Here is a 26565-nt window from a genome sequence, read left to right as displayed (position 1 = left end):
TGTCAACCCCTCAAGAGCATGAGCCGCGCTGTCAACCCCTCAAGAGCATGAAAGGTGTGCGGGACGACCACGGCCCCGCACGCACGAGCCCGGACCGCCGTCGGCGGCCCGGCTCAGAAGTCCCGGGCGTGGTCGCGGGCCCAGTCGGCGAACGTTCGGGCGGGCTTGCCGGTGACCTCCTCCGATGTGGGCATCGCGGCCGACACCGCCGGGGCGGACTCCTCGGCCTGTGAGGAGTCGGCCTCCTCTCCCGAGTAGGTCTGGAAACCGGTGAGAAAGTCGGCGTTGGCCGCCGCGAAGCCGCCCTGGGCCAGGTACAGGTCGCGGGCCTTCGCCGGGGTCACCGCTTCCAGGCGGATGTCCTGGCCGCGGTCGCCCCGGTCACCAGAATTCGCATCCCAGCAGATCTAACGGAAGCGGAACGCCTGGGCACACGCGAACATGCTGTTCACATATCGCCACTGATCTGCGAAAACGCTGCTTTCTCGGCCCTCCGGACGCGCGAATCCATAGGTCCTTCTCGCCTGCCTCACCCGCCGCCGGGAGCGATGACGCGATCGGTTCGGCGCCTCGAGCAGATATACAACCGATCGGTCGTTAATGTAGTTTGGCCCCCATGACGCAAGACGGCCGGCGGCTGCGCGGGTTGCGCAGCCGCGAGGCGATCCTCGAACAGGCGGTGGCCCTGGCCTCCGTCGAAGGGCTGGACGGGCTCTCCCTGGGGCGGCTGGCGGCGGCCACCGGCACCAGCAAGTCCGGATTCTTCGCTCATTGGCGTGACAAAGAGCAACTGCAGCTCGACGCCGTGGAATGGGCCGTCCGCCAGTGGGCCGACCGGGTGGTGGCGCCTGCCATGGCGGCCCCGGCCGGAGTGCGGCGGCTGTTCGCACTGCACGAGGCGCGACTGAGGTTCTACGACGAGGGCGTGCTCCCCGGCGGGTGCTTCTTCTTCACCGTCCAGGCCGAGTTCGACGATCGTCCCGGCCTGGTGCGCGATCGCGTCGCGCGCGCCATGCGCGAGTGGCAGGAGTTCATCCGGCGGCACGTGGCGCAGGCCGTGGCGCAGGGTGAGCTGGCCGAGAGCGTGGACCCGGCCCAGCTCGCGTACGAGATCGACGCGCTCGGCGAGATGGTGGTCGTCCACTCCCGGCTGCACGACGGGCCGGTCTCGCTCGTCCACGCCCGCCGCGCCGTCCTGCAACGCCTGCGCGCGCTCTGCCCCGACCCGACGCTTCTCCCGGAGGATTGATCATGACTGAAGATGGCGTGCACGAGCCGGTCCAGGTGCATTTCGACGATCTCGACGCCATGGGCCTGTTGCACAACTCCCGGTACGCCCTGCTGGTCGAGCGGGCGATCGGCGCGTACTGGCAGCGCCTGGGCTGGGCCCCCGATCCGGCCCGGTCGGCGTTCAAGGACGTGTTTCTGGCGGTGCGTGAGTTCAAGGTGACCTACCACGTGCCCATCGCGGGGGCGGGCGAGCCGCTGGTGCACTTCTGGATGGAGCGCATGGGCCGCAGCAGCGGCGTCTACGGCTTCCGCGTGCTGTCCCCCGACCGCACGGTGGTGCATGCTGAGGGCTACCGCGTCAACGTCAACCTGGACCCGGCCACACTGCGGCCCGCGCCGTTCAGCGACGAACTGCGCACCGCCGCCGAACCCCTGCTCCGCCAAACGGCGGCGGCGTGCTGAGGTCCCGCTGGATCGCCGGCCCGGCGGCCGACCGATCGGGTCCACTGGTCGCCGCGCTGACGGACTACCGGATGAACCGCCTCCTCGACCTGCCCGGCATCGTGCGGCACGGCCTGTCGCTGAGCCGCCTGTGGCCGGAGCTGCCCGGCGCGGTGGGCATGTGGCTCTGGCTCGATCTCCCCGGCCACCGGGTCGGCTCGCTGTCCGTGTGGCGCGGCGAAGACGACCTCCATGCGTTCGTACGGCTGCGCCCGCATGTGCGGATCATGCGCGCATACCGTCACCGCGGCACGCTCCGGTCGCGCACCTGGCAGATCGACACGCTGGACCAAGCCGCCTTGTGGCGGTCCCTCCACTCGGGCCGGCGTGCATAGCCCCGGAGTCACCTTGCGTGACGACGGCTGACGATCGGCTGCTGCGGGAGCTCCGGCAGAGCTCGTCCTCCAAGTAGAGCTCGAGGGCGTCGCTTCCCCAAGCGATCTTCTGACACAACCGCCCTCTGATCCGTAGGGAACGGCAGGCCCCTCGTTGACGGGTCGCCGCCCTGCTCGACCGGTGGATACGGGTTGGTGAGGCGCATGCCCCGATCCTGCCCTCGGCTTCCGCCTTGGTGAACTCTTGAACAATTCATGATTGAGCTGTTACGGTCACCAACCAACTCGAAAGGCTGGATTCAGGGAGATTTCGGGCTTTCGGAATCGGGGCCAGCCAGACCGCGGCCATGGGTGCCGCGGCCCCACCGTTCAAGGAGCAACGCATGCAACTTGCCCTGCCCAAGCGACGCCTCGCGGCCACCGCCGCGGCGTTCGCCATGGTAGGTGCCGCCTTCCTTGGAGGCGTGACCGACTCGGCCAGCGCGGCCACCACCGACGAGCCGACATCGACACCGGTCAACGTGGACATCCCCGACGGGATGCTCATGAGCTACGTCGTCAACGCCCGGATCGCCAACCCCGGCCAGACTCGTCTCGTTGAGCGCGCGGTCCGGGCCGCCGGAGGTGTCGTCGTCCAGTCCTGGCCCCAGATCGGCGTGGTCGTCGCCCACTCCGACCGCGCGGCCTTCCGTGCGAACGTCACCGCCGAGGGTGGCAACGCGGTCGCCTCCGTCGGCGCCACCCGCACGGCCGGGGTGTCCGAGGGGACGCCGGCCGACCTGGCCCCGCCGTGGGGCCCCGGTGCCAACGGGTACAAGAAGGGTGCCAAGAAGCCGGACAACGGTGACATCCCGTCCGACCCGCAGCCTGGCGAGAGCCTCGACCCCAACGAGGGCCTCCAGTGGGACATGCAGATGATCAAGGCGCCGCAGGCGCAGGCGGTCTCGGACGGCAACCGCAACGTCCTCGTCGGGGTGCTCGACAGCGGCATCTCGCCGACACACCCGGACCTCAAGGCCAACATCGACGTCGCGAACTCGGTCAACTGCACTAACGTCGGCCGTCCGGATCTGACGCCGTTGGCTTGGCGCCCGACGTCGAGCGACCACGGTACGCACGTCGCCGGCACCATCGCCGCCGCCCGGAACAACATCGGCATCGTCGGTGTCGCGCCGAACGTCCGCATGGCGGCCGTCAAGGTCGTCAACAACGACGGCTTCATCTACCCGGAGTACGCCATCTGCGGCTTCGTGTGGGCGGGCCTGAAGCACATGGACGTCACGAACAACTCCTACTACGTCGACCCGTTCGAGTTCTGGTGTGACGACCAGCCCGACCAGGCCGCCAGCAAGGAGGCCGTCCGGCGCGCCGTGGAGTGGTCCGCCAAGCAGGGCGTCGTTCACGTCGCCGCGGCGGGCAACTCCAACTACGACATCGCCAACAAGACCGTGGACACGGGCAGCCCCAACGACGCGCCGAGGCCGACCGTGCGCACGATCAACAACGGCTGCAGCGACATCCCGGCTGAGCTCGACGGTGTCGTGACGGTCGCATCCCTGCAGCGCGTGGGCACCACGCTGGACAGCATCCGGTCGTCCTTCTCCAACTACGGCCTCGGCAAGATCGACGTCGCGGCTCCCGGCTCGTCGATCTACTCGACGACCTGGAACACCCGGACGGGGGCCGACGGCTACGGCACCAAGAGCGGTACGTCGATGGCGAGCCCGCACGTCGCCGGCGTCATGGCGCAGATGAAGTCGGCGCACCCGTCCTGGTCGCCGGCCCAGATGATCAGCGAGCTCAAGGCACGGGCCGTGTCCAAGCCGTGCCCGCAGAACACTGCGGCCTGCACCGGCACCGTCGACGACAACAGCTTCTTCGGCGCCGGTGTCGTCGACGCCCTCGCGGTCATCCAGTGAGCTGACACCCCGCAATCACCTAAGTGACACCACCACGCTGGGCCCGCACCGTCATGACGGTGCGGGCCCAGCGCCATACGGGGACCAGGAGTTGGACCAGACGACCCAAGATCGCTTTTCCGCCGGCGCGCGAGCAGCTGGGCCCCACACACGACAAACGTCATGACGAGGTCGCCATATGCGGCCGGCCCCGCCCTCGCAGACGACTTCGGACTTGAGCGCATCCTCGACGGGATCGAGTCGTACGCCACCCGACAGGTTCCCGGCGAATGACGCCGAAAACGACCGCGCTCTTCGGTGTGAAGCAGATCGGCCACATCGCCGACGTGCCGTAAAAAGCGGCCATCACCTGGGCCAACCATCCATGGACGTCCGTACGGATCTACGGGCGCCCGTGGTCGTTGTCACTCAGTTCGTCACCCAATGGTCCCATCGTGCATAGGTGACAGGGGCTGCGAACGGAACGCGGCGCGGCCGCATGATCACAGCAGGTCGCGTAAACGCTCGGAAGTAAGGCCAGCCTGCCGCACGATGGAGGCGAGCGTACCGACGGCCAGAGTGTCGTGCAATGGCACGATCACGGTGCGACTCTCGTCTTCGGCGACCTGGCGCAGCTTGCAATGGCTGCCCCTGGTGGCCACCACCTCAAAGCCACACTTCTCCAGCGCGCGCACGACGTCAGTGCCGGAGCAGACCGGAAACTGGCGCGGGCTCATGCCGAGCGACGGATCTCGATCGGCGCCACGATCGGCTGCTGCGGGGTCTGGGGAAGAGGCTCGTCCTCGAAGTAAAGCTCCAGAGCGTCGCGGAGGCTGGCCAGGGCCTCGTCAACCGTCCGGCCCTGACTGGCCACCTCAACCTGGACGCAGCGCGCGACGTACCAACCCTCTTCGTCGGGGGTGATGGTCGCGGTCAAGGAGACGGTCTGGCTCATGCCGTTAGCGTACGCCAGCGCACTTCGCCGGACCCGCCAGTAGGGCCAAGCCACCCCTCGTGATCTCCCCGACGGTCGCGGGTTCCACTCCATGCCATGGCTCGATGCCGTCACCGAAATGCCGATCCCAGCATGGGAGGAAGGCTGCGAACAGATCTCCCAGGTCCTGGATCGACACCGCATCACGCTCGTCGGCCCTCGACTCCTCAGTCGGCCGTCCTTGCCACGCCTGAAGATCGATACGAACCTCGGCGACGGGCCGCACTATTCGATCTTCGACGTCTGGTTCCACTGGATGGACTGATGGTGCAACCGATCCATGGAATGGCGGGCCACCGGAACGGTAGTCACTCAGGGGAAGCGAAAGGCCGGTCCGCTGGGTAGCGGACCGGCCTCCTGATCTGCACAAACGTGGTGGGCGATACTGGGATCGAACCAGTGACCTCTTCGGTGTGAACGAAGCGCTCTCCCGCTGAGCTAATCGCCCGGGATGATCGGCCCCTTGCGGCGCCGACGGGGAAAACCATACCGCACTTCCCGGGGTCCTGGCGAAGCGAACGATCCCCCGGGCCGCTCTCCCGCCGCCGGGGCTCCTTGGCAAGCTCGGGCGGCCACCCTCCGGCCGGCTGGGGGGCGCCGCCCCAGGCGCTCGGCGGAGGCGGCGGGGCCGCCCCCTCGCCGCGTCGTTCTCCCCCGGACCGGCGAGACCTCGCCGTGTTGTCATAGCATCGTGATGCCCCAGAGTCCCCCTATACGCCCCGAGCTAAGATCATTTGTACCGTGCAAGACTTCGCCATGACAGCCGGATCGACACGCAAAACCAGCGCCAACATGCGGCTGTTAGCGATGTTTGACCAGGTAGATGCTCAAATGTCTACCTGTGAGATGCGTTACAGAAGGCCCAGGAAGCGGAATCTCTCCTACGGGTTTCTTCGTTCGCGTACATAGCTTCGCGGGCGACAGCAAGTCCGTGAGAGCAGTTGCAAGCCCCTGTGAGGGGACCCGTCACGAAAGGTTTGGCTGACGATGAACAGCACCACCGTCACTGCCGAGCTGGGCCTTCGGCTTGTGGTCCCCGACCGTACTACCGTGCCCCTGCTCGCCGGGCTCAGTTACACGGCCGAGGACCCTTACGCCATACGCATGGCATTCCACGTGGGAAACGACGAACCGGTCGAGTGGATCTTCGCCCGCGAACTGCTGACCGTCGGCATCGTCCGGCGCGTGGGAGAGGGCGACGTCCAGGTGTGGCCCGCCCGCTCCGACGGCGAGCGCACCTTGAACATCAGTCTCACCTCCCCGTTCGGGCAGGCCCTGTTCGAAGTGCCGCTGGCTCCGCTGACGCAGTTCTTGCACCGCACTTTCGAGCTCGTTCCCGCCGGCCGTGAGACCGACTTCATGGACCTCGACGAAGAGCTCAGCAACATGCTGTGGAGCTCCTGATCCGACCGGTCCCGATCGACCGGCGCTGAAACAAGCGATAGTGATCATTCGCGGGACCGGCCCCTGACCGGCCGGTGTCCCGATCCCGGGCGCCCTGATCGGGCGTCCTAACCGGCGAGTATCCGCCGCATCCGGCCGATCTCGGCCCGCTGCCCCGAGACGATGTCACGGGCCATCTCCCGCATGAGCCGGTCCGTCCCGTCGCGCAGCTCCTCCTCCGCCATCCGCACCGCGCCCTCGTGATGCCTGATCATCAACCGCAGGAACAGGGTGTCGAAGGCGGCGCCCCGCGTCTCGCGCAGGCGGTTCATCTCCTCCAGCGTGGCCATGCCGTACGCGTTCTGGCGAGCATGATCGTGTACGGCGGGGGCGGGCCGGCCGAGGGAGGCCAGCCACGACGTCATCGTCGCGATCTCGGGCCCCTGGCCCCCGGCGATCCGCCGGGCCAGCGCGGCCACCTCGCCTCCCGCGCCCCTGCCGTCGGCCAGGCCGGTCATCTCCAGCGCCTGCCGGTGGTGGGGAATCATGGCCTCCGCGAAACGCACGTCGGCGGCCGTGGTTCGCGCGTCCGACTCGCCGAGCCGCTCCCCGGGCGTCGCCGTACGGGCGTGCCCTCCGGGGCCGTCAGGGACGACGACAGGCGCGCCGGATCCCGCGACGAAGGGGTTCCGCCGGTCGGCGGGAGCGTCCGCGGCGCAGCCCGCCGCTCCCGCGACCAGAACTGCCAGCACAACTGTTACAAAAGTGCCACCCGCGCTGCTTCTGCCCGACATAACGTCCATAGTGGGGCAGTCTCCAAGATCCAGGGGGAACAGTGAAGCGTGCGGGCCTGATGGCGTGCCTGGCGATGGCGCTGTGCGCCGCGGCCTGCTCCTCCGGCTCCGGCCCGTCCGCGGCCGTCCCGTCCTCCGAGGCGGCCCGCGCGTCGAGCGGGGCCTCCGGTGTCGCCAAGCGCGCCAGCGCCGATCTCGGCGTCGACGAGGTCCTGCACAGCGACAACATCACGCCGATCGCCAACGTCCCCCTTGAGGCGCCGTTCGACGGCCCCCACTCCTGGAACACCGATCTCGCCTTCCAGGGCGACTACGTGTTCGCGGGGAACTACGACGGCTTCACCGTCCACGACATCTCCGACCCGGCGCACCCGAAGGTGGTCACCCGGGTGCTGTGCCCGGGCGGGCAGAACGACGTCTCCGTCTCCGGCGACCTGCTCATCGTGTCCGTGGATGACCCACGGGCTGACGACCGCTGCGAGAGCGACTCCATGGCCCCCTCGGCCAAATCGGGCTGGGAGGGCATCCGGATCTTCGACATCTCGGACAAGGCCAAACCCGAGTACGTGGCCGCGGTGGCGACCGAGTGCGGCTCCCACACCAACGTGATCGTGCCCGGGGCCGATCCGGACACCTTGTACGTCTACGTCTCGGCGGGCGGACCCGACCCGGGCGCGCCGAACTGCCCGGCGCCGCACGACAACATCTCAATCGTCGAGGTGCCGGTGAAGAATCCCAAGGCGGCCAAGGTCGTCGCCACCCCCGCGCTGTTCAAGGGCCGTCAGGGCGGCGGGGGCTACGGAGGCTGCCACGACATCACGGTCTATCCGGCGAAGAAGCTGGCCGCCGCCGCGTGCTACGGCGACGGCTACCTGATCGACATCTCCGACCCGGTCAAGCCGGTCGTCCTCGCGACCGAGTCGGACCGGGAGAACTTCTCCCTCTGGCACTCCGCCACCTTCAACAACGACGGGACCAAGGTCGTCTTCGGTGACGAGCTGGGCGGCGGCATGGTCGCGACGTGCGACTCCTCGGGCAACGACACCAAGGGCGCGAACGCCGTCTACGAGATCACGCCCTCACGCGAGCTCGTACGGCACGGCTACTTCAAGATCCCTCGGGTCCAGAGCCCGGAGGAGAACTGCGTGGCCCACAACGGCGCGCTGATCCCCGTGCCGGGCCGGGACATCATGGTCCAGGCGTGGTACCAGGGCGGGGTCTCCGTCTGGGACTTCACCGACTCCGACCACCCCGTCGAGATCGGCTTCTTCGAGCGCGGCCCGCTGCGGCCGGGGTTGCGCGTGGGCGGGTCGTGGTCCGCGTACTACTACAACGGCCACATCTATTCGAGCGACATCACGAAGGGTCTGGACGTCCTGCGGATCGACGACCCGCGTACGGACCCCGCCAAGGACGTCACCGTGAAGGAGTTCAACGCCCAGACCCAGTATCCCTACCGCGGCTGACGGCCGATCACGGGTCGAGGTCGCCCGCCGAACGCTCGGCGAACGCCTTCATCGCCGCGAGCGTCACGGGACCGGGGGCCTGGGGCAGCTCGCGGTCGTCGACCAGCCGGATCGGCTGGACGTCCCGCGTGGTGGAGGTGAGGAACGCCTCCTCGGCCTCGTACAGCGCGGAGAGGGGCACGTCCTCCTCGACGCCGCCGCACCACTCCAGGACCAGCGCCCGGGTCACACCGGCCAGGCAGCCGGAGGCCAGCGTCGGCGTCACGAGCCGCCCGCCGGTCACGATGAAGATGTTGCTGCCGGTGCCCTCGCAGAGGTTGCCCGCCAGGTTCCCGAAGATCGCCTCGGCGCCGCCGCGCTCCTTGGCGTACGCGAGGGCCTTGGCGTTGTCGCCGTAGGAGGTGCTCTTGACCCCGGCGAGCGCGCCCCGCTCGTTGCGCGGCCAGGGCACCACGGTGACCGCGGCCGTCTCGGGGAACGGCTTCTGCTCCGCGACGATGACGATCGCGTTGGTGCCCTCGGACCCGCGGTCGGAGCCGAGCGGCCCCGGCCCACTGGTGTACGTGATCCTGATCCGGCCCAGCGGCCAGGCGGGCGCGGCGGCGAGGCACTGCCGCACGCCGTCGGCGATGGCGGCCAGGTCGGGCTCAGGCAGGTCCATCCGCTTGGCCGAGAGCGCGAGCCGGTCCAGGTGGCGGGTGAGCGCGAACGCCTCCCCGCGTACGAACTTGATCGTCTCGAAGACGCCGTCACCCACCATCAGCCCGTGGTCGAAGACCGAGACGACGGCCTTCTCCGGGTCCAGCAATTCACCGTTGACCCATACGGGTACGGTCATCTCGATCTCCATCCCTGCTCGTGCTAGCTCCGCGACGCGAGTCCGATGAGCCGGGACGCCTTCAACTCGGTTTCGCACCACTCGCGCGTGGGGTCGGACCCCCACGTGATGCCCGCTCCGGTGCCGAAGCGGATCATGCCCTGCTCCACCCAGAAGGTGCGGATGCCGACCGCCAGCGCGGCTTCCCGCCGGTCGGCGTCGACCCAGCCCACTGCCCCACAGTATGGCCCGCGCGGCTGTGGTTCGAGCCGATTAATGATCTGCAGGGCCGTGTATTTCGGCGCTCCCGTAACCGAACCGGGCGGAAATGTCGCGGCGAGCAGTTCCGGCCACCCCACTCCGGCCGCGAGCCGGGCCCGTACGGTCGAGACGAGGTGGACGAGCCCCGGGTGCTCCTCGACCTCGCAGAGCGCGGGCACCGAGACGGAACCGACCTCGGCCACCCGGCCCAGGTCGTTCCGTACGAGATCGACGATCATCACGTTCTCGGCGTGGTCCTTCTCCAGCAGGTCGGCCGCGGTGACGCCGGTGCCCTTGATCGGCCGGGACTCGACCACGTCACCGGCGCGCGACAGGTACAGCTCGGGTGAGGCCGACACGACCGTCAGGCCGGGCACGTCGATCAGCGCGGCGTAGGGCGCCGGGTTTCCCCTGGCGAGCCGTACGGCGAGGGCCGCGGGGTCGGCGTCGTCGGCGAGCGGGGCGGACAGCACCCGGCAGAGGTTGGCCTGGTAGACGTCGCCCCGCTCGATGTGGTCCTTGATCGCGCGCACGCCCCGCTCGTACGCCGCGCGGTCGAGCGAGCTCGTCCACGCCTCCCTGGCCGGTCCCGGCCAGGGCGCGCGCGGCCGGGGCAGCGGCGCGGGGCGCACGTCGGCGAAACGCGCGCACGTGACCTTGCCCTCGTAGGTCACGACGACGGCCCACCATCCGGCCGAGTCGAGCGCGGCCGGATCGGTCGTCACATCGCGCAGGCCGGTGGCCAGGAGGCCGCCAACATGGGCGTAAGCGTCCTTCACCGGTCCATTTTCGCCGGTCCGGCGACCGTCCTCTCACGCCCTTCCCGATGTGGCCTGAGAAGCCGCCTCGTCCTGGAGCAGCCGCAGGAACGTCACGGCGGCGGGGAGCGGCGCCGCGGACGGCAGCGCCGCGTACACCGACCGGCGCGGCGCGAACTCCCCGAGCGGGCGGAGCACCAGGTCGGTACGGCCGCGCACGCCGTCCGCCGCCATGGCCGGGACGAGGGTGACGCCGAGACCGGCGGCCACGTACCCGAACTTGCCGGTCCACTCGGCCACGCGGAAACCGGCCCGCGGCGTGAAACCGGCCCGCGCGCACGCGGTCAGAAGCATCGTCGTGTGCCCGCGCGGCGGCGCCTCGATCCAGTTCTCGTCCCGCAGCTCGCGCAGGTCGACCACCGCGCGCCCGGCCAGGGGATGGCCGCTCGGCAGCGCGACCAGGAACTCGTCCTCCAGGAGCGGTGTGAGCGTGCTCTCGGGTCCGGCGGCGAGCCCCGAGGGATAGTCGCTGACCACGGCGACGTCGATGTCGCCGTCGGCCAGACGCTCCATGAGCCGGTCGCTCGGCCCCTCGACGATGCCGGTCTCCACGTCGGGACCGCGCCGCAGGAACGCGCGCAGCGCGCCGGGGACGAGCGCGGCGTTGGCGGTGGCGAAGGCGCCCACGCGCAGCCTCCCGGCCACGCCCCGGTGGATGGCAGCCAGCTCCTCCGCCGCCGAGCGCAGCCGGTCGAGCACGTCCACGGCGTGGCGGTGCAGGGCGAGCCCGGCGGGCGTGAGCCGTACGCCCCTGGGCAGCCGCTCGAACAGCGGGCCGCCCGCCCGGGCCTCCAGCGACGCGATCCCCCGCGACACGGCCGACTGCGTGTAGTTCAGCTCGGCGGCGGCCGCCGTGAACGAGCCGGTGCGGGCCACGGCGTCGAGCAGCGTGAGCCCGTCAGTGCCGAACATGATCTCTCCACAGGACAAGCCATGACTTGGATGCATGGATAACATGCAATTTAGTCGCTGGTGGAATGGGTCGGGGACGACCTACAGTCCCGAGGCATGATCGCTTTTCTCGGACTGGGGCGGATGGGCGCCCTCATGGCCCGGCGGCTCGTGGACGCCGGACACCAGGTGACCGTATGGAACCGCACGCGTAAGGAGATTCCGGGGGCGGCGGTGGCGGCGACCCCCGCGGAGGCCGTCGCGGACGCCGAGTTGGTCGTCACGATGCTGGCCGATCCGGACGCGGTCGACGCCGTCGTGCGCGCCGCGCTGCCCGGCCTGCGCGCCGACGTCGTGGTCGTGGAGATGTCGACGATCGGCCCGGACGCCGTCGCGCGGCTCCGGCGGACGCTGCCCCCGGGGGCCGGGCTGGTGGACGCGCCGGTGCTCGGCAGCCTGGAGCCCGCGAAGGCCGGGGAACTGGTCGTCCTGGCCGGCGGTTCGCCCGAGGACCTGGCGCGCTGCCGCGACGTGCTCGCCGTCTTCGGGACGGTACGCGAGGTGGGCGGCCCCGGATCGGGCGCCGCGCTGAAGCTGGCCGTCATGAGCGCGCTCGTCCCCGCCCAGGTGATGCTCGCCGAGAACCTCGCGTACGCGGAGCGAATGGGCATCGCCCCCGCGACCTTCCTCGACGTCCTCGCGGGCACCCCGCTCGGCGCGCTCGCCGGCCGGCTGGCGGCCGCCGCGGCGGGCCGGGGCCCCGTCGAGACCCGGTACGCGCTCGGCCTGGCGGCGAAGGACCTGCGACTCGCGACCGGCGGCGTGGGGGCGGGTCAGACGGTGACGGCGGCCGCTCGGGACCTGCTCGCGGCGGCCGAGGCGGCGGGCCTGGGCGACCAGGACCTCACCGCCGTCGTCCGCTGGGCCTCCGCCGCGGACGCCCCCGGCGACGCCGCGATCGGCGAGGGTGCCCGGGGTGGGAAGGCCGCCGTGCGGATCAACCCCTCGACGGTCGCGCCGACCAACGGCCGGTACTCCCACGCGGTGCGTTTCGGTGACCTGCTGTTCGTCTCCGGACAGGTCGCGGTGGACGAGCACGGCCACATCGTCGGCGAGGACGACATGGCCCGCCAGACGGAGCACATCTTCGAGAACCTGCGCCTGATCCTGGCGGACCAGGGAAGCTCGTTCGACGACGTGATCCACGTCAAGTCGTTCGTCACCGACATGGGACGCCTGGCCGACTACGGGAACGTCCGCGCGCGCTACCTCACCGGGAAGCCGCCGTCGAGCACCACCGTCGAGGTCTCCCGCCTCTTCCTACCCGGCGCGCTGCTGGAGGTCGAGGTGATCGCGGCGATCCCCTGACCTCGCGGCGTCGCGCGCCGGGCGGCGACACGTGACGTCAGGCCAGCGGGCCCGTCACCGACTCCGCGGCGGCGACGACGGCTCCCTCGGCGACGAGCCGTACGACCGCTTCGATCTCCGGCGCGAGGAAGCGGTCCGCGCCCGGGCCGGCGACCGACTCCCTGATCAGCGCGGTCACCGCCCCCGTCGCGGGAGCCGGGGCGTGCGGCGCGCGCAGGTCGATGGCCCGGGCGGCGGTGAGCAGTTCGACGGCGAGCACCCGGCTCAGGCCGTCGACCGCGCGGCGCAGCTTGCGCCCGGCCGACCAGCCCATCGACACGTGGTCCTCCTGCATCGCCGAGCTCGGGATCGAGTCGACGCTGGCGGGGTTGGCCAGGCGCTTGAGCTCCGACACGATGGCGGCCTGCGTGTACTGGGCGATCATGTGCCCGGAGTCGACGCCCGGGTCGTCCGCCAGGAAGGCGGGCAGCCCGTGGCTGCGGGCCACGTCGAGCATCCGGTCGGTCCGCCGCTCGGCGATCGACGCGACATCGGCCACCGCGATCGCCAGGAAGTCCAGCACGTACGCCACGGGAGCGCCGTGGAAGTTGCCGTTGGACTCGACCCGGCCGTCGGCCAGCACCACCGGGTTGTCGATCGCGCTGGCCAGTTCGCGCCCGGCGACCGTGGCCGCGTGTGCGACGGTGTCCCGGGCGGCGCCGGCGACCTGGGGCGCGCAGCGCAGCGAGTACGCGTCCTGCACCCGCGTGCACGAGCCGTCCCGGTGCGAGGCCATGATCCCCGACCCGTCCAGCAGAGCGCGCATGTTGGCCGCCGCGGCCGCCTGGCCCGGGTGGGGGCGCAGCGCCTGGAGCGCGGCGTCGAAGACCCGGTCGGTGCCGAGCAGCGCCTCGACGCTCATCGCCGCGCTGATGTCGGCCGTTCTGAGCAGGCGCCCCAGGTCGTGGATGGCGAGAACGAGCATGCCGAGCATCCCGTCGGTGCCGTTGACGAGCGCGAGGCCCTCCTTGGCCGCCAGCTCGACCGGCTCGATGCCGTACTCCTTGAGCGCCTCGTCGGCGGGGCGGACGCGACCCTCGCGGTCGCGGACGACCCCCTCCCCCATGATGGTCAGCGCGACATGGGAGAGCGGCGCGAGGTCGCCGGAGCAGCCGAGGCTGCCGTACTCGTGGACCACGGGCGTGATCCCGGCGTTGAGGAGGCTCTCCAGGACCCGCGCGGTCGCGGGCCGCACGCCGGTGTGACCGGTGGCGAGGGTCCGCAGGCGCAGGAACATCATGGCCCGGGTGACCTCGGTCTCCACCTCGGGTCCCGATCCGGCGGCGTGCGATCGGATCAGGCTCCGCTGGAGCCGGCCGCGCATCGACGGGTCGATGTGCCGGGTGGCGAGGGCGCCGAACCCGGTGGAGACGCCGTAGGCGGGGGTGTCGCCCTCCGCCAGTTCCTCGATCCGGCCCCGTGACGCGGCCATCTCCGCGATCGCGTCGTCCGTGAGCCGTACGGGCGCACCGTACCTGGCCACGCTGATCACGTCGTCGAAGGCCGACGGCTCCGGCCCGATCTCCACGACCTCGTTGTCACGCATGGTTCCACTCTTCCCGCACGTCGTAACTAGCGTCTGCAATGTTAGCTGCTTACATCCCCCGGGGTCTCCCGCTTGATTTGGGGAGTCGGCGCGGATTCGCTAGAGTTCTCTGCGTGAGGCCGCCTCCAAGGGAGGCGGGAAATCACGCGGAAGTGGCTCAGTGGTAGAGCATCACCTTGCCAAGGTGAGGGTCGCGGGTTCGAATCCCGTCTTCCGCTCGGAGCTTTACGTGGTGGAGTGGCCGAGAGGCGAGGCAGCGGCCTGCAAAGCCGCGTACACGGGTTCAAATCCCGTCTCCACCTCTGGCCCCAAGCCAAGGACGATTAGCTCAGCGGGAGAGCGCTTCCCTGACACGGAAGAGGTCACTGGTTCAATCCCAGTATCGTCCACTCTTCGGAACCCCAGGCCCCACGGCCTGGGGTTCTCTGTTTCCGGACCGCTGACGGGCGCTGGCCCCTGAAGATCAGGACGGCTCGTCCGAGCAGAGTCCGGCGAGGCGGGCGATCCGCAGCCCGGCGTGCAGGTCGAGCCGTACCGCGCCGTCGGAGATGTCGCAGCCGGTGACCTCCCGGATCCGGTCGAGCCGGTAGTACAGCGTGCTGCGGTGGATGTTCAGCCGGCGCGCGGTCCGCTGGATCTCGCCGCCGCTGTCCAGGTAGCTCTGCAGGGTCGAGACGAGTTCGGCCTTGTGCGGGGAGGCCAGCAACCGCCGCACCCCGGCGGGCAGGTGGCCGGACGTCAGCCGGTCGAGCGGCAGTTGCAGGAGGAGACGGTCCAGGCCCAGGTCGTCCCAGAAGACCCGCCTGCCGTAACGCCGCGGGTCCGCGCGTGAGGCGCGGTAGGCGATCCGCGCCTCGTGGTAGGACTCCACCGCCTCGGTCAGCGACCGCTTGACGCCGCCCGCCCCGGCCGTGACGTGGTCCAGGCCGGGCGAGGCGAGAACGCGGTCCAGCCTGGCCGGGTTGACCGGGCGGGGGAACAGCACGACGCCCTCCACCCCGAGGACCGCTCCGACGATCTTGACGGTCGTCGAGCGGGTGGTGAACTCCAGCGTCGCCTCGACCGCCAGCCGGGTGACGGACCGCGGGTACGGCTCGGGGGCCCGGCACACCAGCACCGAGTAGTGCTCGACGTCCTCGATCAGCCCTTCCCGAAGCAGGGACTCCGCGGCCCGCTCACGCTCGTCCGGCGCGTCGCCCAGCAGGGCGGACAGCAGGGATCTCGCGTGATCCACGCTGCGGCGCAGATCCGACAGCCGCAACGCGAGGAGCATGCCGATCTCCGGCCCCGCGGCCTCCAAAGCCCGCATGGCGTCGGCCGGCGTCTCCCCGCCGGGCCGGTCGTCCACGCAGTAGACGTAGCCGAGGAGGTGCTGCTCGTGACGCAGCGGCATGACGACCCGGGCGTCGCACTGGGAATCGGCCGGTACGCGCACCGGGTGCGCGACGGCGCGCAGCCGGTGCGCCCTGACCAGGGCCTCGGTCAGCGGCGCCAGGGATCCGGCCAGCAGCCGGGCCAGCCGGGAGCGGCGCGCGTCGGTGTCGTGGATGCTGTAGGCCGCGACCTTCAGGTCGAGGTCCAGCACGACCAGCGGGGTGCCCAAACGATCAGCCAGATCCTGAAGGGTGTCATCAAGGCTCATCGGGTTGGTCCTCTCCTCCGACACTTCGTCGGATCACGTCCGACAGGCGGCGACAGAACGTCCGAAGCGCGTCCGCCCGTCGCCCGGCTACGGTGAGTCAACACCGCACAAGCTGACACCACGGCGTGTGAAGGTGACCGAAAGCCGCTGCCGTCCATGCCGGGACGCGGCGGCCGGGTCGCCGGGAAAGGGCCCCTGATCTCCGAGTCCGGATCGGCGGTCAATCACCCGGGGCCTGGACGAATGCTGGCACAGCGCGGGGCATGATTGCCAGCCGCCCGGGGCGGCGACCGGCGGAACGCCGGCCGAGCAGTCCGACACGTGAGGAAGGAACTCGATACGCGTGACCCAAGTAATCGAACAAATTATCGAGACAAATGGCTATTCTACGTTCCTTCTGGAGAGCGGTGCGGAGAATTCCGAAACTGTGATCCTGCTGCACGGCGGCGGCCCGGGCGCGAACGCCTCGTCGAACTGGCGTGACTTCATCCCGCTGCTCTCCGGCGACTACCGGGTCCTGGCGCCCGACCTGGTCGGCTACGGCCGTACCGACCACCCGGAGGACATGCCGCCCACCCTCATCGGCTGGCTGCGGCTGCGGGTGAACCAGGTGCTGGCCCTGATGGACGAGCTGGGCATCGAGCGGGCGCACCTGGTCGGCAACTCGATGGGTGGCGCCCTGGCGATGCACCTGGTCATGGCGGCGCCGGACCGGTTCGCCCGGATCTCCCTGATGGGCAGCGCGGGAGGAAGCGCGCACCCGACGCCCGAGGTCATGCGGATGGTCTCCTTCTACAAGGACCCGACGATCAGCGCCCTGGAGAACCTGACCAGGTGGTTCGTCCACGACGAGAGCGCGCTGAGCGAGTCGATCTCGTCGATCGTCGAGCAGCGTTACCGGGAGGTCATGCGCCCGGAGGTCCGCCGGTCCTACGAGCGGTTCTTCTCCGCGGTCTCGACCCCGGCGGAGGCGGCCGTGCCGCCGTCCGCGCTGCGCCGGATGCCGCACCCGTTCCTGATCGTGCACGGCCGGGAGGACCGGTTCGTCACGCCCGACTCCAGCGTGTACCTCCAGCAGCACCTGCCCAACGCGGAGCTGCACGTCTTCCCGCACTGCGGGCACTGGGTGCAGATCGAGCGCGCCCGCGACTACGCCGCCCTGCTCCGCCACTTCCTCGCCGACGCGAGCTGACGGCCGGACACCACCAGTCAGGTAGGAGACACATGGACATCAAGCAGCTCGGCTACCTCGGCCTCCACGCCCGGGAGCCGGAGGCGTTCGCCGCCTACGCCACGGACGTCCTCGGCATGCAGCGGGTCGCGGGAGAGGACGGCGCCACGCACTTCCGCATCGACGACCGGCACCACCGCGTCACCGTCGAGGCGGCCGACCGCGACGGCGGCGCCTACTACGGGTGGGAACTCGCCGACGCCGACGCGCTGCGCGCCGCGATGGACGAGCTGAGCGACCACGGCGTCCGGGCCCGGCCTGCCACGCAGCGCGAGCTGGAGATCCGGCGCGTCGAGGGCATGGCGCACTTCCTCGACCCGGCGGGCAACCGGGTGGAGCTGTACTACGGCCAGGCGAGGGGCGAGGGAGAGTTCACCTCCGCCCGCGACATCGAGCGGTTCATCACCGGCGACCTCGGCCTCGGGCACGTCGTCCTGGCCAGCCCGGACGTCGCCGCGCAGCAGGCGTTCTACACCGACGTGCTCGGCTTCAGGATCAGCGACACGATGCGGGCGCCGTTCGGGGCCACGTTCCTGCACACCAATCCGCGGCACCACAGCATCGCCTTCGTGGACGGCCCGTTCTTCGGCATCGACCACCCCTTCCTGCACCACTTCATGCTCGAGGTCCCCGACATGGAGCAGGTCGGCCGCACGTACGACCTGGTGCTGGACCGCGACGTGCCGGTCACCATGACGCTCGGCCAGCACACCAACGACAAGATGTTCTCCTTCTACGCCGAGTCACCGGTCGGGGTGCACACCGAGTTCGGCTGCGGCGGCGTGCTGATCGACGACGCCACCTGGCAGGTCACCGAGATCCCCGGGCCCGACATCTGGGGCCACCGGCACTGACCTTGCCGCGCCGTCCCGGGAACGGACCGGCCCCGCCCCCGGGGCACGCCGTACGGCCGGGCCGTCGCGACACCCCACACCTAGGAGTCACTGGCAGATGGACAACCTCACCCCCGTCCTGGAGACCGAAGTCCTCATCGTCGGCGCCGGGCCCGCCGGCGCCACCGCCGCGGCGCTGCTCGCGACGTACGGCATCCGGAACGTGATGATCAACAAGTACGCCGGGGTCTCGAACACGCCCCGCGCGCACATCACCAACCAGCGCGGTGTCGAGGTGCTGCGCGACCTCGGCCTGGAGCAGCAGGTGATCGCAGGCGCGACGCCGCAGCACCTGATGGGCGAGCACGTCTACGCGACCAGCCTCAGCGGTCGCGAGCTGGGGCGGCTGCGGACCTGGTACACGCACCCGCACTTCAAGGCCGAGCACGACCTCGCCAGCCCCTGCTCGGTGTGCGACCTGCCGCAGCACATTCTGGAGCCGATCCTGGTGGACGCCGCGTCCTCGCGTGGCTCCTCCGTACGGTTCAACACCGAACTGGTGACGTTCACCCAGGACGAGGACGGCGTGACCGCCCTGGTCCGCGACCGGCTGACCGGCCAGGAGTACGGCATCCGCGGCAAGTACCTGATCGGCGCGGACGGCGGCAGGTCCGTCGTCGCCGAGAAGCTCGGCCTGCCGATGGTCGGTGAGATGGGCACCGGCGGCTCGATCAACGTGGTGTTCGAGGCGGACCTCACCCGGTTCGTGGAACACCGGCCGGGCGACATGTACTGGCTGGTACAGCCCGGGGTCGGCCATGACGGCAACGGCATCGGCGTCCTGCGCATGGTCCGCCCGTGGACCCGGTGGGTCGGCGTGTGGGGCTACGACGAGTCGCAGGGCACGCCCACGTTCACCGAGGAGGACGGCATCCGGATCGCGCACCAGCTCATCGGCGACGACACCGTCCCGGTGAAGGTGCTGTCGATCTCCACCTGGGCCGTCAACGACGTGTACGCGACGGACAACATGCGGGGCCGGGTCATCTGCGTGGGTGACGCCGTGCACCGGCACTCGCCCATGAACGGCCTCGGCTCCAACACCTCCATGCAGGACAGCTACAACCTGTGCTGGAAGCTCGCGCTGGTCCTTCGTGGCCAGGCCGCGCCCTCGCTGATCGAGACCTACCGCGACGAGCGAGCGCCCGTCGCCAAGCAGATCGTGCAGCGGGCCACCCGCAGCGCGCACCTCATGCCGCCGATCTTCGCCGCGCTCGAACTGCCGACCGCGCCGGACGAGAACACGATGCGTGAGGCGATCGACCGGCTGTCCGAGCCGACGGCGGAGGCGGGTCGGCGCCGCCGCACGTTCGACGACGCGCTGCACGCCACGCTCATGTGCTTCAACACGCACGGAGTCGAGACCAACCAGCACTACACCTCCGCGGCCGTCGTCCCGGACGGCACACCCGAGGTGCCCGCGCCGCGTGACGAGGAGGTCTACTACTTCCGGACCACCCGCCCGGGACGGCACCTGCCGCACGTGTGGGTGACCCGCGACCAGCGGCGGGTGTCCACCTTCGACCTGTGCGGCAGGGGCGAGTTCACCCTGCTGACCGGGATCGGCGGCGCGGCCTGGCGCGCGGCCGCCGAGGCGGTCGCGGCGCGCTTCGGCCTGCCGATCCGGGTGCACGGCATCGGCCGGGGCTGCGACTACGAGGACAGCTACGGCGACTACCGGGCCGCTTCCGAGGTAGGCGAGGACGGCGTCCTGCTGGTCCGCCCCGACCACATGGTGGGCTGGCGGGCCGCCTCCCTGCCGTCGGACCCGGAGGCCGCGTTGGGCGGGGCCCTCGCGAAGATCCTCGGCCGCGCGGACTCCGCCGTCTGACCGGAACGCCGGTGCCACGTCCGCGCGGGCGTGGCCCCGGGCGTGCCGTACCTCCGGGCGTTCTTCCGCCGGAGATCTCAAGTCCGTACCTCCAGAGAGGCTGTCAGCAGTGAAAATCGCGACGATCAGCACCGCGGCGGTCCGTGTCGGCGAACACCCGCGCCACCTGGCCGCGGGCGCGCGTCCGGTCACCCGGGCCGAGGGCGTCGGCGAGAACCGCGACGTCATGGCCGGGGAGGGCTGATCGCGATGCGTGTCGCAGTGGCGGGCGGTGGGCCGGGCGGGCTGTTCCTGGCCGCGCTGGTCAGGCAGGCGGACCCCACGGCCGAGGTCACCGTGTTCGAGCGCAACCGCGCCGACGACACGTTCGGCTTCGGCGTCGTCTTCTCGGACCGCACCCTGGAGGCGATCCACCGGGCCGACCCGGTGCTGCGCCGGGCGCTGGTCGAGCACGGGCGGCACTGGGACGAGATCGAGGTACGACTGAAGGGCGAGCGGATCCGCTGCGGCGGCAACGGCATGGCCGCCGTCGCCCGGCGCACCCTGCTCCTGCTGCTCCAGGATCGCGCCCGCGACATGGGAGCCACGCTGCGGTTCTCCACCGAGGTGACCCTGGACGACCTGACGGGCTACGACCTCGTCGTGGCCGCGGACGGCACCGGATCCAGGATCCGCGACGCCCTCGGCCCCGGCCTGGGCGTGGAGGTGGAGACGGCCGGCGCCAAGTTCATCTGGTTCGGCACCGACCACCTCTTCGACGGGCTCACGTTCATCCACGAGAGCGGCCCGGACGGCGTCTTCGCGGTGCACGGCTACCCGATCTCCGACACGGTGTCGACGTTCATCGTCGAGACCGACGAGGCGTCGTGGCGGCGGGCCCGGCTCGACGCGTTCGACGTGACCCAGCCGCCCGGACCGAGCGACATGCGGTCCAAGGAGTACCTGGAGCGGCTCTTCGCCGACCAGATCGACGGCGGGCGGCTGCTGACGAACAACTCCCGGTGGGCGAACTTCCGCACCCGCCGGACCCGCCGGTGGCACACCCTGAGCCCGGTCCCGGTCGCCCTGCTCGGCGACGCCGCGCACACCGCGCACTTCTCAGTGGGATCCGGCACCAAGATGGCGATGGAGGACGCCGTCGCCCTCGCCGGGGCGCTGGTCGCGCACCCCGGTGACCTGCCCGCCGCCCTGGCCGCCTACGAGCGGGCCGCCCAGCCGCCGGTGCGGCACATCCAGGACTCCGCGCGGCCCAGCCTGGCCTGGTGGGAGAACTTCGGCGGCTACCACGAGGCGTTCGAGCCGTGGCAGTTCGCCTACCACTTCCTGACCCGCAGCATCACCGACGCCCGGCTGGCCCGGCGCGCGCCGGACTACGTCGCCGGCGCGCACCGCAGGTGGCGCGAGGAGCACGGCGCCCAGCCGCTCGACACCCCGTTCCGCACGCCCCGCTGGTCCGCGCCCGGCCGCCTCGTGGACATCGTCACCGGCCCGGACGGCCTGCCCGTCGCGGTACGCGGCACCGGCGACCTGTCCCTGTCCGGGCGGCCGGCACCTGGGACGTGGGGGGCGCTGCTGGCCGCGCCGGACACCGAGGCGGGCCTGCCCGCGTCGTTCGACCGGCTCGCCGGGCTGACCGGGCAGGACGCCCCCGTGCTGGTCGCCGTACACGGGGGCACCCCGCTGACCCGCGCCCTGCTCTGCGAGCGGGCGAGGCTACAGGAGGGGCTGCCCGCCCTGACGGTCGAGCCGGACCACGACCTCGACCGGGCGCTGACCACGGTGCTGTCCGGCCGCGCCGACCTGGTGGGGGTGCCCCGATGACCGCGCGCGGCCTGACCCCGATGTTCGCGCCGCGCGGCGTCGCCGTCGTCGGCGCGTCCCGCGACCCGGCCAAGCTCGGCGCGGTCATGGCGCGGTCGCTGTCGGCGTTCGCCGAGGCGGGCGGCCACCTGGCACTCGTCAACGCCCGCGACGACTCCATGCACCCCTCGATCCGCGCCGCGGCGCAGTCCGGGCCGGTGGACCTCGCGGTGATCTGCGTCCCGGCCGCGGCCTGCCCCGGCGTGCTCGCCGAGGCCGCCGCCGCGGGAGTGCGGGCCGCCGTCGTCTGCGGCGGCGGGTTCGCCGAGGCGGGCGGGCCGGGCGTGGCGCACCAGCGCGCGCTGCGCGAGGTCGTCCGCGACACCGGCATCCGGCTGCTCGGCCCGAACACCAGCGGCTTCCTGGCCCCGGCCACTGGGGTGACCGCCAGCTTCGTCCCCGGCGCCGCCCGGGTGCGGCCCGGCTCCGTGGCCGTCGTCGCGGCGAGCGGCGGCGTCAACCACGCCCTGGCGTTCGCGCTGACCGAGGCCGGGTACGGCGTCAGCCTCGCGGTCGGGCTCGGCAACGGCGCGGACGTGACCGCCCCCGACGTGCTGGACCACCTGGCCGAGGACCTGGGCACGGCGGCGGTGGCGCTCCACATCGAGTCGGTGGCGGACGGCCCCCGGCTGGTCGAGAGCGTGCGCCGGCTCGCCGCGCGCCGCCCGGTCGTCGCGCTCGTCGTCGGCCGCCACGACGTCGGCGCGTTCGCCGCCTCGCACACCGGGGCGCTGGCCACCTCCTGGCGGACCACCAGGGCCGCGCTCGCCCAGGCGGGAGCCGTACTCGTCGGCGACGAGCGTGAGCTGGTCGACGCGGTCGGCGCGCTGTCGGTGACCCGGATGCCACCGTGCGCCGAGCCCGGCGTCGGCCTGGTCACCGCCCAGGCGGGCCCCGGGCTGCTGCTCCTGGACGATCTGCGTGGCCGCGGGGCACGGGTGCCGGAGCTGACCTCCGGCACCCGGCGGACCCTGTCCGGGCTGCTGCCGCCGCTGACCTACCAGCTCAACCCGGTGGACACCGGCCGCCCCGGCCCCGAACTGGGCGCCGTGCTCGCCGCCGTCGGCGCCGACCCGGGCGTCGACCTGATCGCCGGTTACGTCCTGCACGAACCGGACGCCGTGGACGTCGTCGCCGCCGCCCGGCAGGGTCGTACGGCCGGGGTCCCCATGGTGCTCGGCCTCGGCGGGACGGGCGAGGAGGTCGCCCGCAACCGGGCGGCGTTGCGGGACGCCGGGATCGCCGTGGCCGCCGACCCCCGAGGCGTGGCCGCCGCCACCGCCGCACTGCTGTCCGACGCCCGCGCCAGAGCGGCGGCCCAGGTGCCTTTCGTGCCCTCCGTACCCGCCGGGGTGCCCCGTGACGTCACCGGCGCGTACGACGAGCACGAGGCCAAGGACCTGCTCGGCCGTCTCGGCGTGGCGACCATGCCACGCCGCGCCTGCGCCGACCGGGCCGCCGCGCGCGCCGCCCTCGCCGAACTGGGCGGGCCGGTGGCGGTCAAACTGCTCGACGCCTCGGTCCTGCACAAGACCGAGATCGGCGGGGTCCACCTCGGCGTCGTGACCGGCGACGACCTCGACGCGGCGCTCGACCGGCTCGACGCGGCGCTCGACCGGCTCGACGCGGCCGGGGCCCGCCGCTACCTGGTCGAGTCGATGGCGCCCGCCGGGATCGACCTGGTGGTCGGCGCCCGCCGCGACCCGGTCTTCGGGCCCGTCGTCCTGGTCGGGCTGGGCGGCACCGTCGCGGAGGCGCTGGCCGACGTCACCGTCAGGCTCGGCCCGCTGGCCCCGGAGGAGGCCGCCGCGATGCCCGCGGAACTCTCCGGGCGCGCCCTGCTCACCGGCTGGCGCGGCGGCCCGGTCCTCGACGTCGCGGAGCTGGGCCGGATCGTCGCCGCGCTCGGCGACCTGCTCACCGCCAACCCGCTCCTCGACGAGATCGAGATCAACCCCCTGCGACTCGGCCACGAAGGCCTGGTCGCACTCGACGCCGTCATCCTCACGAGGAAGGCCGACGATGCCCACCCCGATCAATGAGCACACCGTGCCCTGGCCCGCGCCGTACGCCGAGCGCTACGTCACGGCGGGCCACTGGGCCGGGGTCCCGATCGGCACCCTGCTCCGCGCGGTGGCCGACCGCACCCCGGACGCCCCCGCCCTCGTCGATCCGGTGGCCCACGGCGGGGCCGGGGTCCGGCTCACCCACGCGGAACTCGCCGAACGGGCCGACGCCGCCGCCGTACGGCTGCTCCGCCTCGGCATCGCCAGGGGCGACCGGATCGTCGTGCAGCTGGGCAACTCCTGGGAGTTCGTCGTGCTCACCCTGGCCTGCCTGCGCGCCGGGATCGTGCCGGTCATGGCCCTGCCCGCGCACCGCAGGGCCGAGCTGACCCACCTGGCCGTCCACGCCGAGGCGGTCGCCATCGCCGTGCCCGACCGGATGCGCGACTTCGACCACCAGCGGCTCGGCCACGACATCGCCGCCGAGGCACGCGCCGCCACCGGCGCGGACTGGCACGTCCTGGTCGCCGGGGACGACGTCGCCTCCGGCGGCGTGGACCTGCGCGCACTGTGCGGCCCGGCCACCGAGGCGGCGGCCGACCGGGCCCGGCTCGACGCCGTCGCCCCCGCGGCCGGGGACGTGGCGGTCTTCCTGCTCTCCGGCGGCACGACCGGGCTGCCCAAGCTCATCGCGCGCACCCACGACGACTACGCCTACAACGCGCGGGCCAGCGCCGAACTCGTCGCGGCCGGGCCCGACACGGTCTACCTGGTGAGCCTGCCCGCCGGGCACAACTTCCCCCTGGCCTGCCCGGGGATCCTGGGCACGCTGCTGGCCGGCGGCCGGGTGGTCACCCTGCCGTCCCCGGAGCCCGGCCGCGTCTTCGCCACCGTCGAGGCCGAGGGCGTCACGCACACCGCCGTCGTTCCCGCCGTCGCCGGGCGGTGGCTGGAGCACGCCACCGAACACGGCGCGGGACGGCTCGCCACGCTACGGGTCCTCCAGGTCGGCGGCGCCCGGCTGCCCGACGAGCTGGCGTACCGGGTGCGGCCGGTGCTCGGGGCCGCGCTTCAGCAGGTCTTCGGGATGGCCGAGGGGCTGCTGAACGTCACCCGCCTCGACGACCCGGAGGACGTCGTGTGCACCACCCAGGGCAGGCCGATCTCCCCCGACGACGAAGTGCGCATCGTGGACGAACTGGATCAGGACCTGCCGGAGGGGGAACCCGGCCTGCTGCTCACCCGGGGCCCGTACACCCCGCGCGGCTACTACCGGGCCGCGGAGCAGAACGCCCGTGCCTTCACCGCCGACGGCTGGTACCGCTCCGGCGACATCTGCCGCCGTACGCCGGAGGGCAACCTGGTGGTCGAGGGCCGCGACAAGGACATGATCAACCGGGGCGGGGAGAAGATCTCCGCCGAGGAGGTGGAGAACCTCGTCTACCGGCTCCCCTCCGTGAGCCAGGTCGCCGCGGTGGCCATGCCGGACCCCGTCCTCGGCGAGCGGGTGTGCCTCTACGTGGTGCCGAAGCCCGGCGAGACGGTCACGCTGGAACAGGTCCGCGCAGTGATGGACCAGGTGGGCGTGGCCCGCTTCAAACTCCCCGAGCGCCTCGTGCTCGTCGAGGACCTGGTCCTGACCAAGGTCGGGAAGGTCGACAAGAAGGCGCTGCGGGCGGACATCGCCGGGCGGATCGCCGTGGGGGCGACGCCGGTGGTGGGAATGGGAGTCACGCCTGGGCGACGGTGAGCATGTGGCCGGCGACGCCGAGCAGGGTGGGTTCGCCCTCGGATCGCCGGGCCACGTCAAGCAGCATGTCGCGGCGTTCCGGGTCGTCCAGCCACTCGTCGATGTCGGCGTACAGGCCGAACACGCCTTCGAGGGCGTATCGCCGGGCCTCCCGGAGGCCCGCGTCGCCGAACTCGCCGAGGATCTCGTCGGGGTCGTGGAAGTAGGCGGTGGTGAAGAGGATCCGCTCGTTCCCCCGGAGCAGCCCATGGCGTGCGGAGTCGTCCACCACGCGCCGCACGCTCTCCTCGGCGTAACGGCCCCGATTTCCCCTCGTACGGAGCAGCTCACCGAGCGGCCGGCGTGGTGTGCGAGGGGCTCTGGGCGGAGCCGCGCACTCCCCCAGGGGCCGCGGACATTTCGCCGCACCGGCGGGGACGCTGAGGTAGCGTCCGGACATGTCCCTTGATCCACATCCGACTCTGTACGGCACGGCGGTGACCTTGCGGCCCGCCACGGAGACCGACATCCCGGCGCTCGCCGCCATCCGGGCCACTCCCGAGGTGTACCGGTGGTGGCGGGGCGGGGAGGACCTGGCGGCGGAGGTGGCCCGCGACCTGAGCGACCCGGACACCGCCGTCCTCGCGATCGTGTACGACAGCCGCGTGGTCGGCCAGATCCAGTGGGCGGCGGAGGAGGAGCCCGACTACCGCCACGCGAGCATCGACGTCTTCCTCGATCCGGCGGTGCACGGCCGGGGCATCGGCGCCGACGCCATACGCACGCTGGCCCGGCATCTGACCGTCGACCGGGGCCACCATCGGCTGACGATCGACCCGGCCGCGGACAACACGGCCGCCATCCGGTGTTACGGGAAGGTGGGCTTCCGCCCGGTCGGCGTCATGCGGCGCTACGAGCGCGGCCCGGACGGCACCTGGCACGACGGCCTCCTCATGGACCTGCTGGCCGAGGAACTGACCGGCTGACGGGTCCGTCCGGAGCGCCGACAGCCGGATCTCCGACCCGACATCC

The 26565-nt window shown here is 71.6% G+C and carries 26 protein-coding genes and 4 tRNA genes; 19 read left to right on the top strand and 11 right to left on the bottom strand.

Features of this window, described 5'->3' with window-relative positions:
* Window positions 1-113: 113 nt before the first annotated feature.
* On the bottom strand, window positions 114-344 hold the full coding sequence (locus tag AWQ68_RS23600; RefSeq protein ID WP_066943733.1) for a hypothetical protein: 231 nt from the start codon (window positions 342-344) through the stop codon (window positions 114-116).
* 272 nt (window positions 345-616) lie between these two features.
* Here AWQ68_RS23600 and AWQ68_RS23595 point away from each other — a divergent pair, with 272 nt between their 5' ends.
* The 4 genes from AWQ68_RS23595 (at window position 617) to AWQ68_RS23580 (ending at window position 3985) form a co-directional block, all read left to right on the top strand.
* Complete coding sequence (locus tag AWQ68_RS23595) at window positions 617-1249, top strand: TetR/AcrR family transcriptional regulator (RefSeq protein WP_066943732.1); 633 nt, start codon at window positions 617-619, stop codon at window positions 1247-1249.
* A 2-nt stretch (window positions 1250-1251) separates the two neighbouring features.
* Window positions 1252-1692 carry an acyl-CoA thioesterase gene (locus AWQ68_RS23590; RefSeq protein ID WP_066943730.1) on the top strand — a complete coding sequence of 147 codons (441 nt, stop codon included), beginning with the start codon at window positions 1252-1254 and terminating at the stop codon, window positions 1690-1692.
* Window positions 1686-2066: a hypothetical protein gene (locus AWQ68_RS23585; RefSeq protein ID WP_066943728.1), complete on the top strand. Its 381-nt coding sequence runs from the start codon at window positions 1686-1688 to the stop codon at window positions 2064-2066. Before AWQ68_RS23590 ends, AWQ68_RS23585 begins: the two co-directional genes overlap by 7 nt.
* Before the next feature lie 383 nt (window positions 2067-2449).
* Window positions 2450-3985, top strand: coding sequence for a S8 family peptidase (locus tag AWQ68_RS23580; RefSeq protein WP_066943726.1), 1536 nt, complete (start codon window positions 2450-2452; stop codon window positions 3983-3985).
* 482 nt (window positions 3986-4467) lie between these two features.
* Here the strand turns inward: AWQ68_RS23580 and AWQ68_RS23575 are convergent, their stop codons facing one another.
* Both AWQ68_RS23575 and AWQ68_RS23570 read right to left on the bottom strand, forming a co-directional pair.
* The gene (locus AWQ68_RS23575) at window positions 4468-4701 is read right to left on the bottom strand and encodes a type II toxin-antitoxin system HicA family toxin (protein WP_066943724.1); all 234 of its coding nucleotides are present in this window, start codon (window positions 4699-4701) and stop codon (window positions 4468-4470) included.
* Window positions 4698-4919, bottom strand: coding sequence for a type II toxin-antitoxin system HicB family antitoxin (locus AWQ68_RS23570; protein ID WP_066943938.1), 222 nt, complete (start codon window positions 4917-4919; stop codon window positions 4698-4700). Before AWQ68_RS23570 ends, AWQ68_RS23575 begins: the two co-directional genes overlap by 4 nt.
* A 91-nt stretch (window positions 4920-5010) precedes the next feature.
* Between AWQ68_RS23570 and AWQ68_RS23565 the strand changes: the two genes are divergently transcribed.
* Window positions 5011-5223, top strand: coding sequence for a hypothetical protein (locus AWQ68_RS23565; protein WP_066943722.1), 213 nt, complete (start codon window positions 5011-5013; stop codon window positions 5221-5223).
* Between the two features lie 108 nt (window positions 5224-5331).
* Here AWQ68_RS23565 and AWQ68_RS23560 read toward each other — a convergent pair.
* A tRNA-Val gene (locus AWQ68_RS23560) sits at window positions 5332-5406 on the bottom strand.
* A gap of 539 nt (window positions 5407-5945) precedes the next feature.
* Here AWQ68_RS23560 and AWQ68_RS23555 point away from each other — a divergent pair.
* A complete protein-coding gene (locus AWQ68_RS23555; protein ID WP_066943720.1) occupies window positions 5946-6362 on the top strand; it encodes an SsgA family sporulation/cell division regulator in 417 nt (138 codons plus the stop codon).
* Between the two features lie 107 nt (window positions 6363-6469).
* Here AWQ68_RS23555 and AWQ68_RS23550 read toward each other — a convergent pair whose 3' ends face one another.
* Window positions 6470-7093, bottom strand: a complete 624-nt coding sequence (locus AWQ68_RS23550; RefSeq protein WP_245656059.1) for a DUF305 domain-containing protein — start codon at window positions 7091-7093, stop codon at window positions 6470-6472.
* Window positions 7094-7176: 83 nt separating this feature from the next.
* On the opposite strand from AWQ68_RS23550, the gene AWQ68_RS23545 reads away from it, so the two are divergent.
* On the top strand, window positions 7177-8601 hold the full coding sequence (locus AWQ68_RS23545) for an LVIVD repeat-containing protein (protein ID WP_066943718.1): 1425 nt from the start codon (window positions 7177-7179) through the stop codon (window positions 8599-8601).
* Window positions 8602-8608: 7 nt separating this feature from the next.
* Here AWQ68_RS23545 and AWQ68_RS23540 read toward each other — a convergent pair whose 3' ends face one another.
* Genes AWQ68_RS23540 through AWQ68_RS23530 form a run of 3 tightly spaced genes read right to left on the bottom strand, consistent with a single transcriptional unit; the run spans window position 8609 to window position 11409 of the window.
* Window positions 8609-9439 (bottom strand): aminotransferase class IV, encoded by an 831-nt coding sequence (locus AWQ68_RS23540; protein ID WP_066943933.1) that lies wholly within the window; start codon window positions 9437-9439, stop codon window positions 8609-8611.
* Between the two features lie 23 nt (window positions 9440-9462).
* Window positions 9463-10458: a chorismate-binding protein gene (locus tag AWQ68_RS23535; RefSeq protein WP_066943716.1), complete on the bottom strand. Its 996-nt coding sequence runs from the start codon at window positions 10456-10458 to the stop codon at window positions 9463-9465.
* A gap of 33 nt (window positions 10459-10491) precedes the next feature.
* Complete coding sequence (locus AWQ68_RS23530) at window positions 10492-11409, bottom strand: LysR family transcriptional regulator (protein WP_066943714.1); 918 nt, start codon at window positions 11407-11409, stop codon at window positions 10492-10494.
* Between the two features lie 96 nt (window positions 11410-11505).
* Between AWQ68_RS23530 and AWQ68_RS23525 the strand changes: the two genes are divergently transcribed.
* Window positions 11506-12756 (top strand): NAD(P)-binding domain-containing protein, encoded by a 1251-nt coding sequence (locus AWQ68_RS23525; protein ID WP_084464324.1) that lies wholly within the window; start codon window positions 11506-11508, stop codon window positions 12754-12756.
* A 37-nt stretch (window positions 12757-12793) separates the two neighbouring features.
* Here the strand turns inward: AWQ68_RS23525 and hutH are convergent, their stop codons facing one another.
* Window positions 12794-14341, bottom strand: coding sequence for a histidine ammonia-lyase (gene hutH, locus AWQ68_RS23520; RefSeq protein WP_066943710.1), 1548 nt, complete (start codon window positions 14339-14341; stop codon window positions 12794-12796).
* 146 nt (window positions 14342-14487) lie between these two features.
* Here hutH and AWQ68_RS23515 point away from each other — a divergent pair.
* The 3 genes from AWQ68_RS23515 (at window position 14488) to AWQ68_RS23505 (ending at window position 14730) form a co-directional block, all read left to right on the top strand.
* Window positions 14488-14559 (top strand) — tRNA-Gly (locus tag AWQ68_RS23515).
* A 13-nt stretch (window positions 14560-14572) separates the two neighbouring features.
* Window positions 14573-14643 (top strand) — tRNA-Cys (locus AWQ68_RS23510).
* A 15-nt stretch (window positions 14644-14658) separates the two neighbouring features.
* Window positions 14659-14730 (top strand) — tRNA-Val (locus AWQ68_RS23505).
* A gap of 74 nt (window positions 14731-14804) precedes the next feature.
* Here AWQ68_RS23505 and AWQ68_RS23500 read toward each other — a convergent pair.
* Window positions 14805-15983, bottom strand: a complete 1179-nt coding sequence (locus AWQ68_RS23500) for a PucR family transcriptional regulator (protein ID WP_066943708.1) — start codon at window positions 15981-15983, stop codon at window positions 14805-14807.
* A gap of 427 nt (window positions 15984-16410) precedes the next feature.
* Between AWQ68_RS23500 and AWQ68_RS23495 the strand changes: the two genes are divergently transcribed.
* The 7 genes from AWQ68_RS23495 to AWQ68_RS23470 all read left to right on the top strand — a co-directional run bounded on the left by AWQ68_RS23495 (window position 16411) and on the right by AWQ68_RS23470 (window position 25554).
* On the top strand, window positions 16411-17175 hold the full coding sequence (locus AWQ68_RS23495; protein WP_218006999.1) for an alpha/beta fold hydrolase: 765 nt from the start codon (window positions 16411-16413) through the stop codon (window positions 17173-17175).
* A 32-nt stretch (window positions 17176-17207) separates the two neighbouring features.
* The gene (locus tag AWQ68_RS23490) at window positions 17208-18068 is read left to right on the top strand and encodes a VOC family protein (protein ID WP_066943704.1); all 861 of its coding nucleotides are present in this window, start codon (window positions 17208-17210) and stop codon (window positions 18066-18068) included.
* A 97-nt stretch (window positions 18069-18165) separates the two neighbouring features.
* The gene (locus AWQ68_RS23485; protein WP_066943702.1) at window positions 18166-19938 is read left to right on the top strand and encodes an FAD-dependent oxidoreductase; all 1773 of its coding nucleotides are present in this window, start codon (window positions 18166-18168) and stop codon (window positions 19936-19938) included.
* A gap of 109 nt (window positions 19939-20047) precedes the next feature.
* A complete protein-coding gene (locus tag AWQ68_RS45780) occupies window positions 20048-20182 on the top strand; it encodes a hypothetical protein (protein WP_281217720.1) in 135 nt (44 codons plus the stop codon).
* Between the two features lie 5 nt (window positions 20183-20187).
* On the top strand, window positions 20188-21759 hold the full coding sequence (locus AWQ68_RS23480) for an FAD-dependent monooxygenase (RefSeq protein WP_066943700.1): 1572 nt from the start codon (window positions 20188-20190) through the stop codon (window positions 21757-21759).
* Window positions 21756-23840 (top strand): acetate--CoA ligase family protein, encoded by a 2085-nt coding sequence (locus tag AWQ68_RS23475; protein ID WP_066943698.1) that lies wholly within the window; start codon window positions 21756-21758, stop codon window positions 23838-23840. Before AWQ68_RS23480 ends, AWQ68_RS23475 begins: the two co-directional genes overlap by 4 nt.
* Window positions 23821-25554 (top strand): (2,3-dihydroxybenzoyl)adenylate synthase, encoded by a 1734-nt coding sequence (locus AWQ68_RS23470; protein WP_066943696.1) that lies wholly within the window; start codon window positions 23821-23823, stop codon window positions 25552-25554. The genes AWQ68_RS23475 and AWQ68_RS23470 overlap by 20 nt, the downstream gene beginning before the upstream one ends.
* Here the strand turns inward: AWQ68_RS23470 and AWQ68_RS23465 are convergent.
* Window positions 25535-25834, bottom strand: a complete 300-nt coding sequence (locus AWQ68_RS23465; RefSeq protein WP_157545627.1) for a hypothetical protein — start codon at window positions 25832-25834, stop codon at window positions 25535-25537. The two genes, AWQ68_RS23470 and AWQ68_RS23465, sit on opposite strands and share 20 nt — an antisense overlap.
* Window positions 25835-25991: 157 nt before the next feature.
* On the opposite strand from AWQ68_RS23465, the gene AWQ68_RS23460 reads away from it, so the two are divergent.
* The gene (locus AWQ68_RS23460; RefSeq protein WP_066943692.1) at window positions 25992-26519 is read left to right on the top strand and encodes a GNAT family N-acetyltransferase; all 528 of its coding nucleotides are present in this window, start codon (window positions 25992-25994) and stop codon (window positions 26517-26519) included.
* Window positions 26520-26565: the final 46 nt, after the last annotated feature.

This window comes from Microtetraspora fusca (genome assembly GCF_001570365.1).
In the GTDB taxonomy this organism is placed as follows: domain Bacteria; phylum Actinomycetota; class Actinomycetes; order Streptosporangiales; family Streptosporangiaceae; genus Microtetraspora; species Microtetraspora fusca.
The sequence above is the reverse complement of the archived record's forward strand: the minus strand, read 5'-3'. Positions and strand labels throughout refer to the sequence as shown.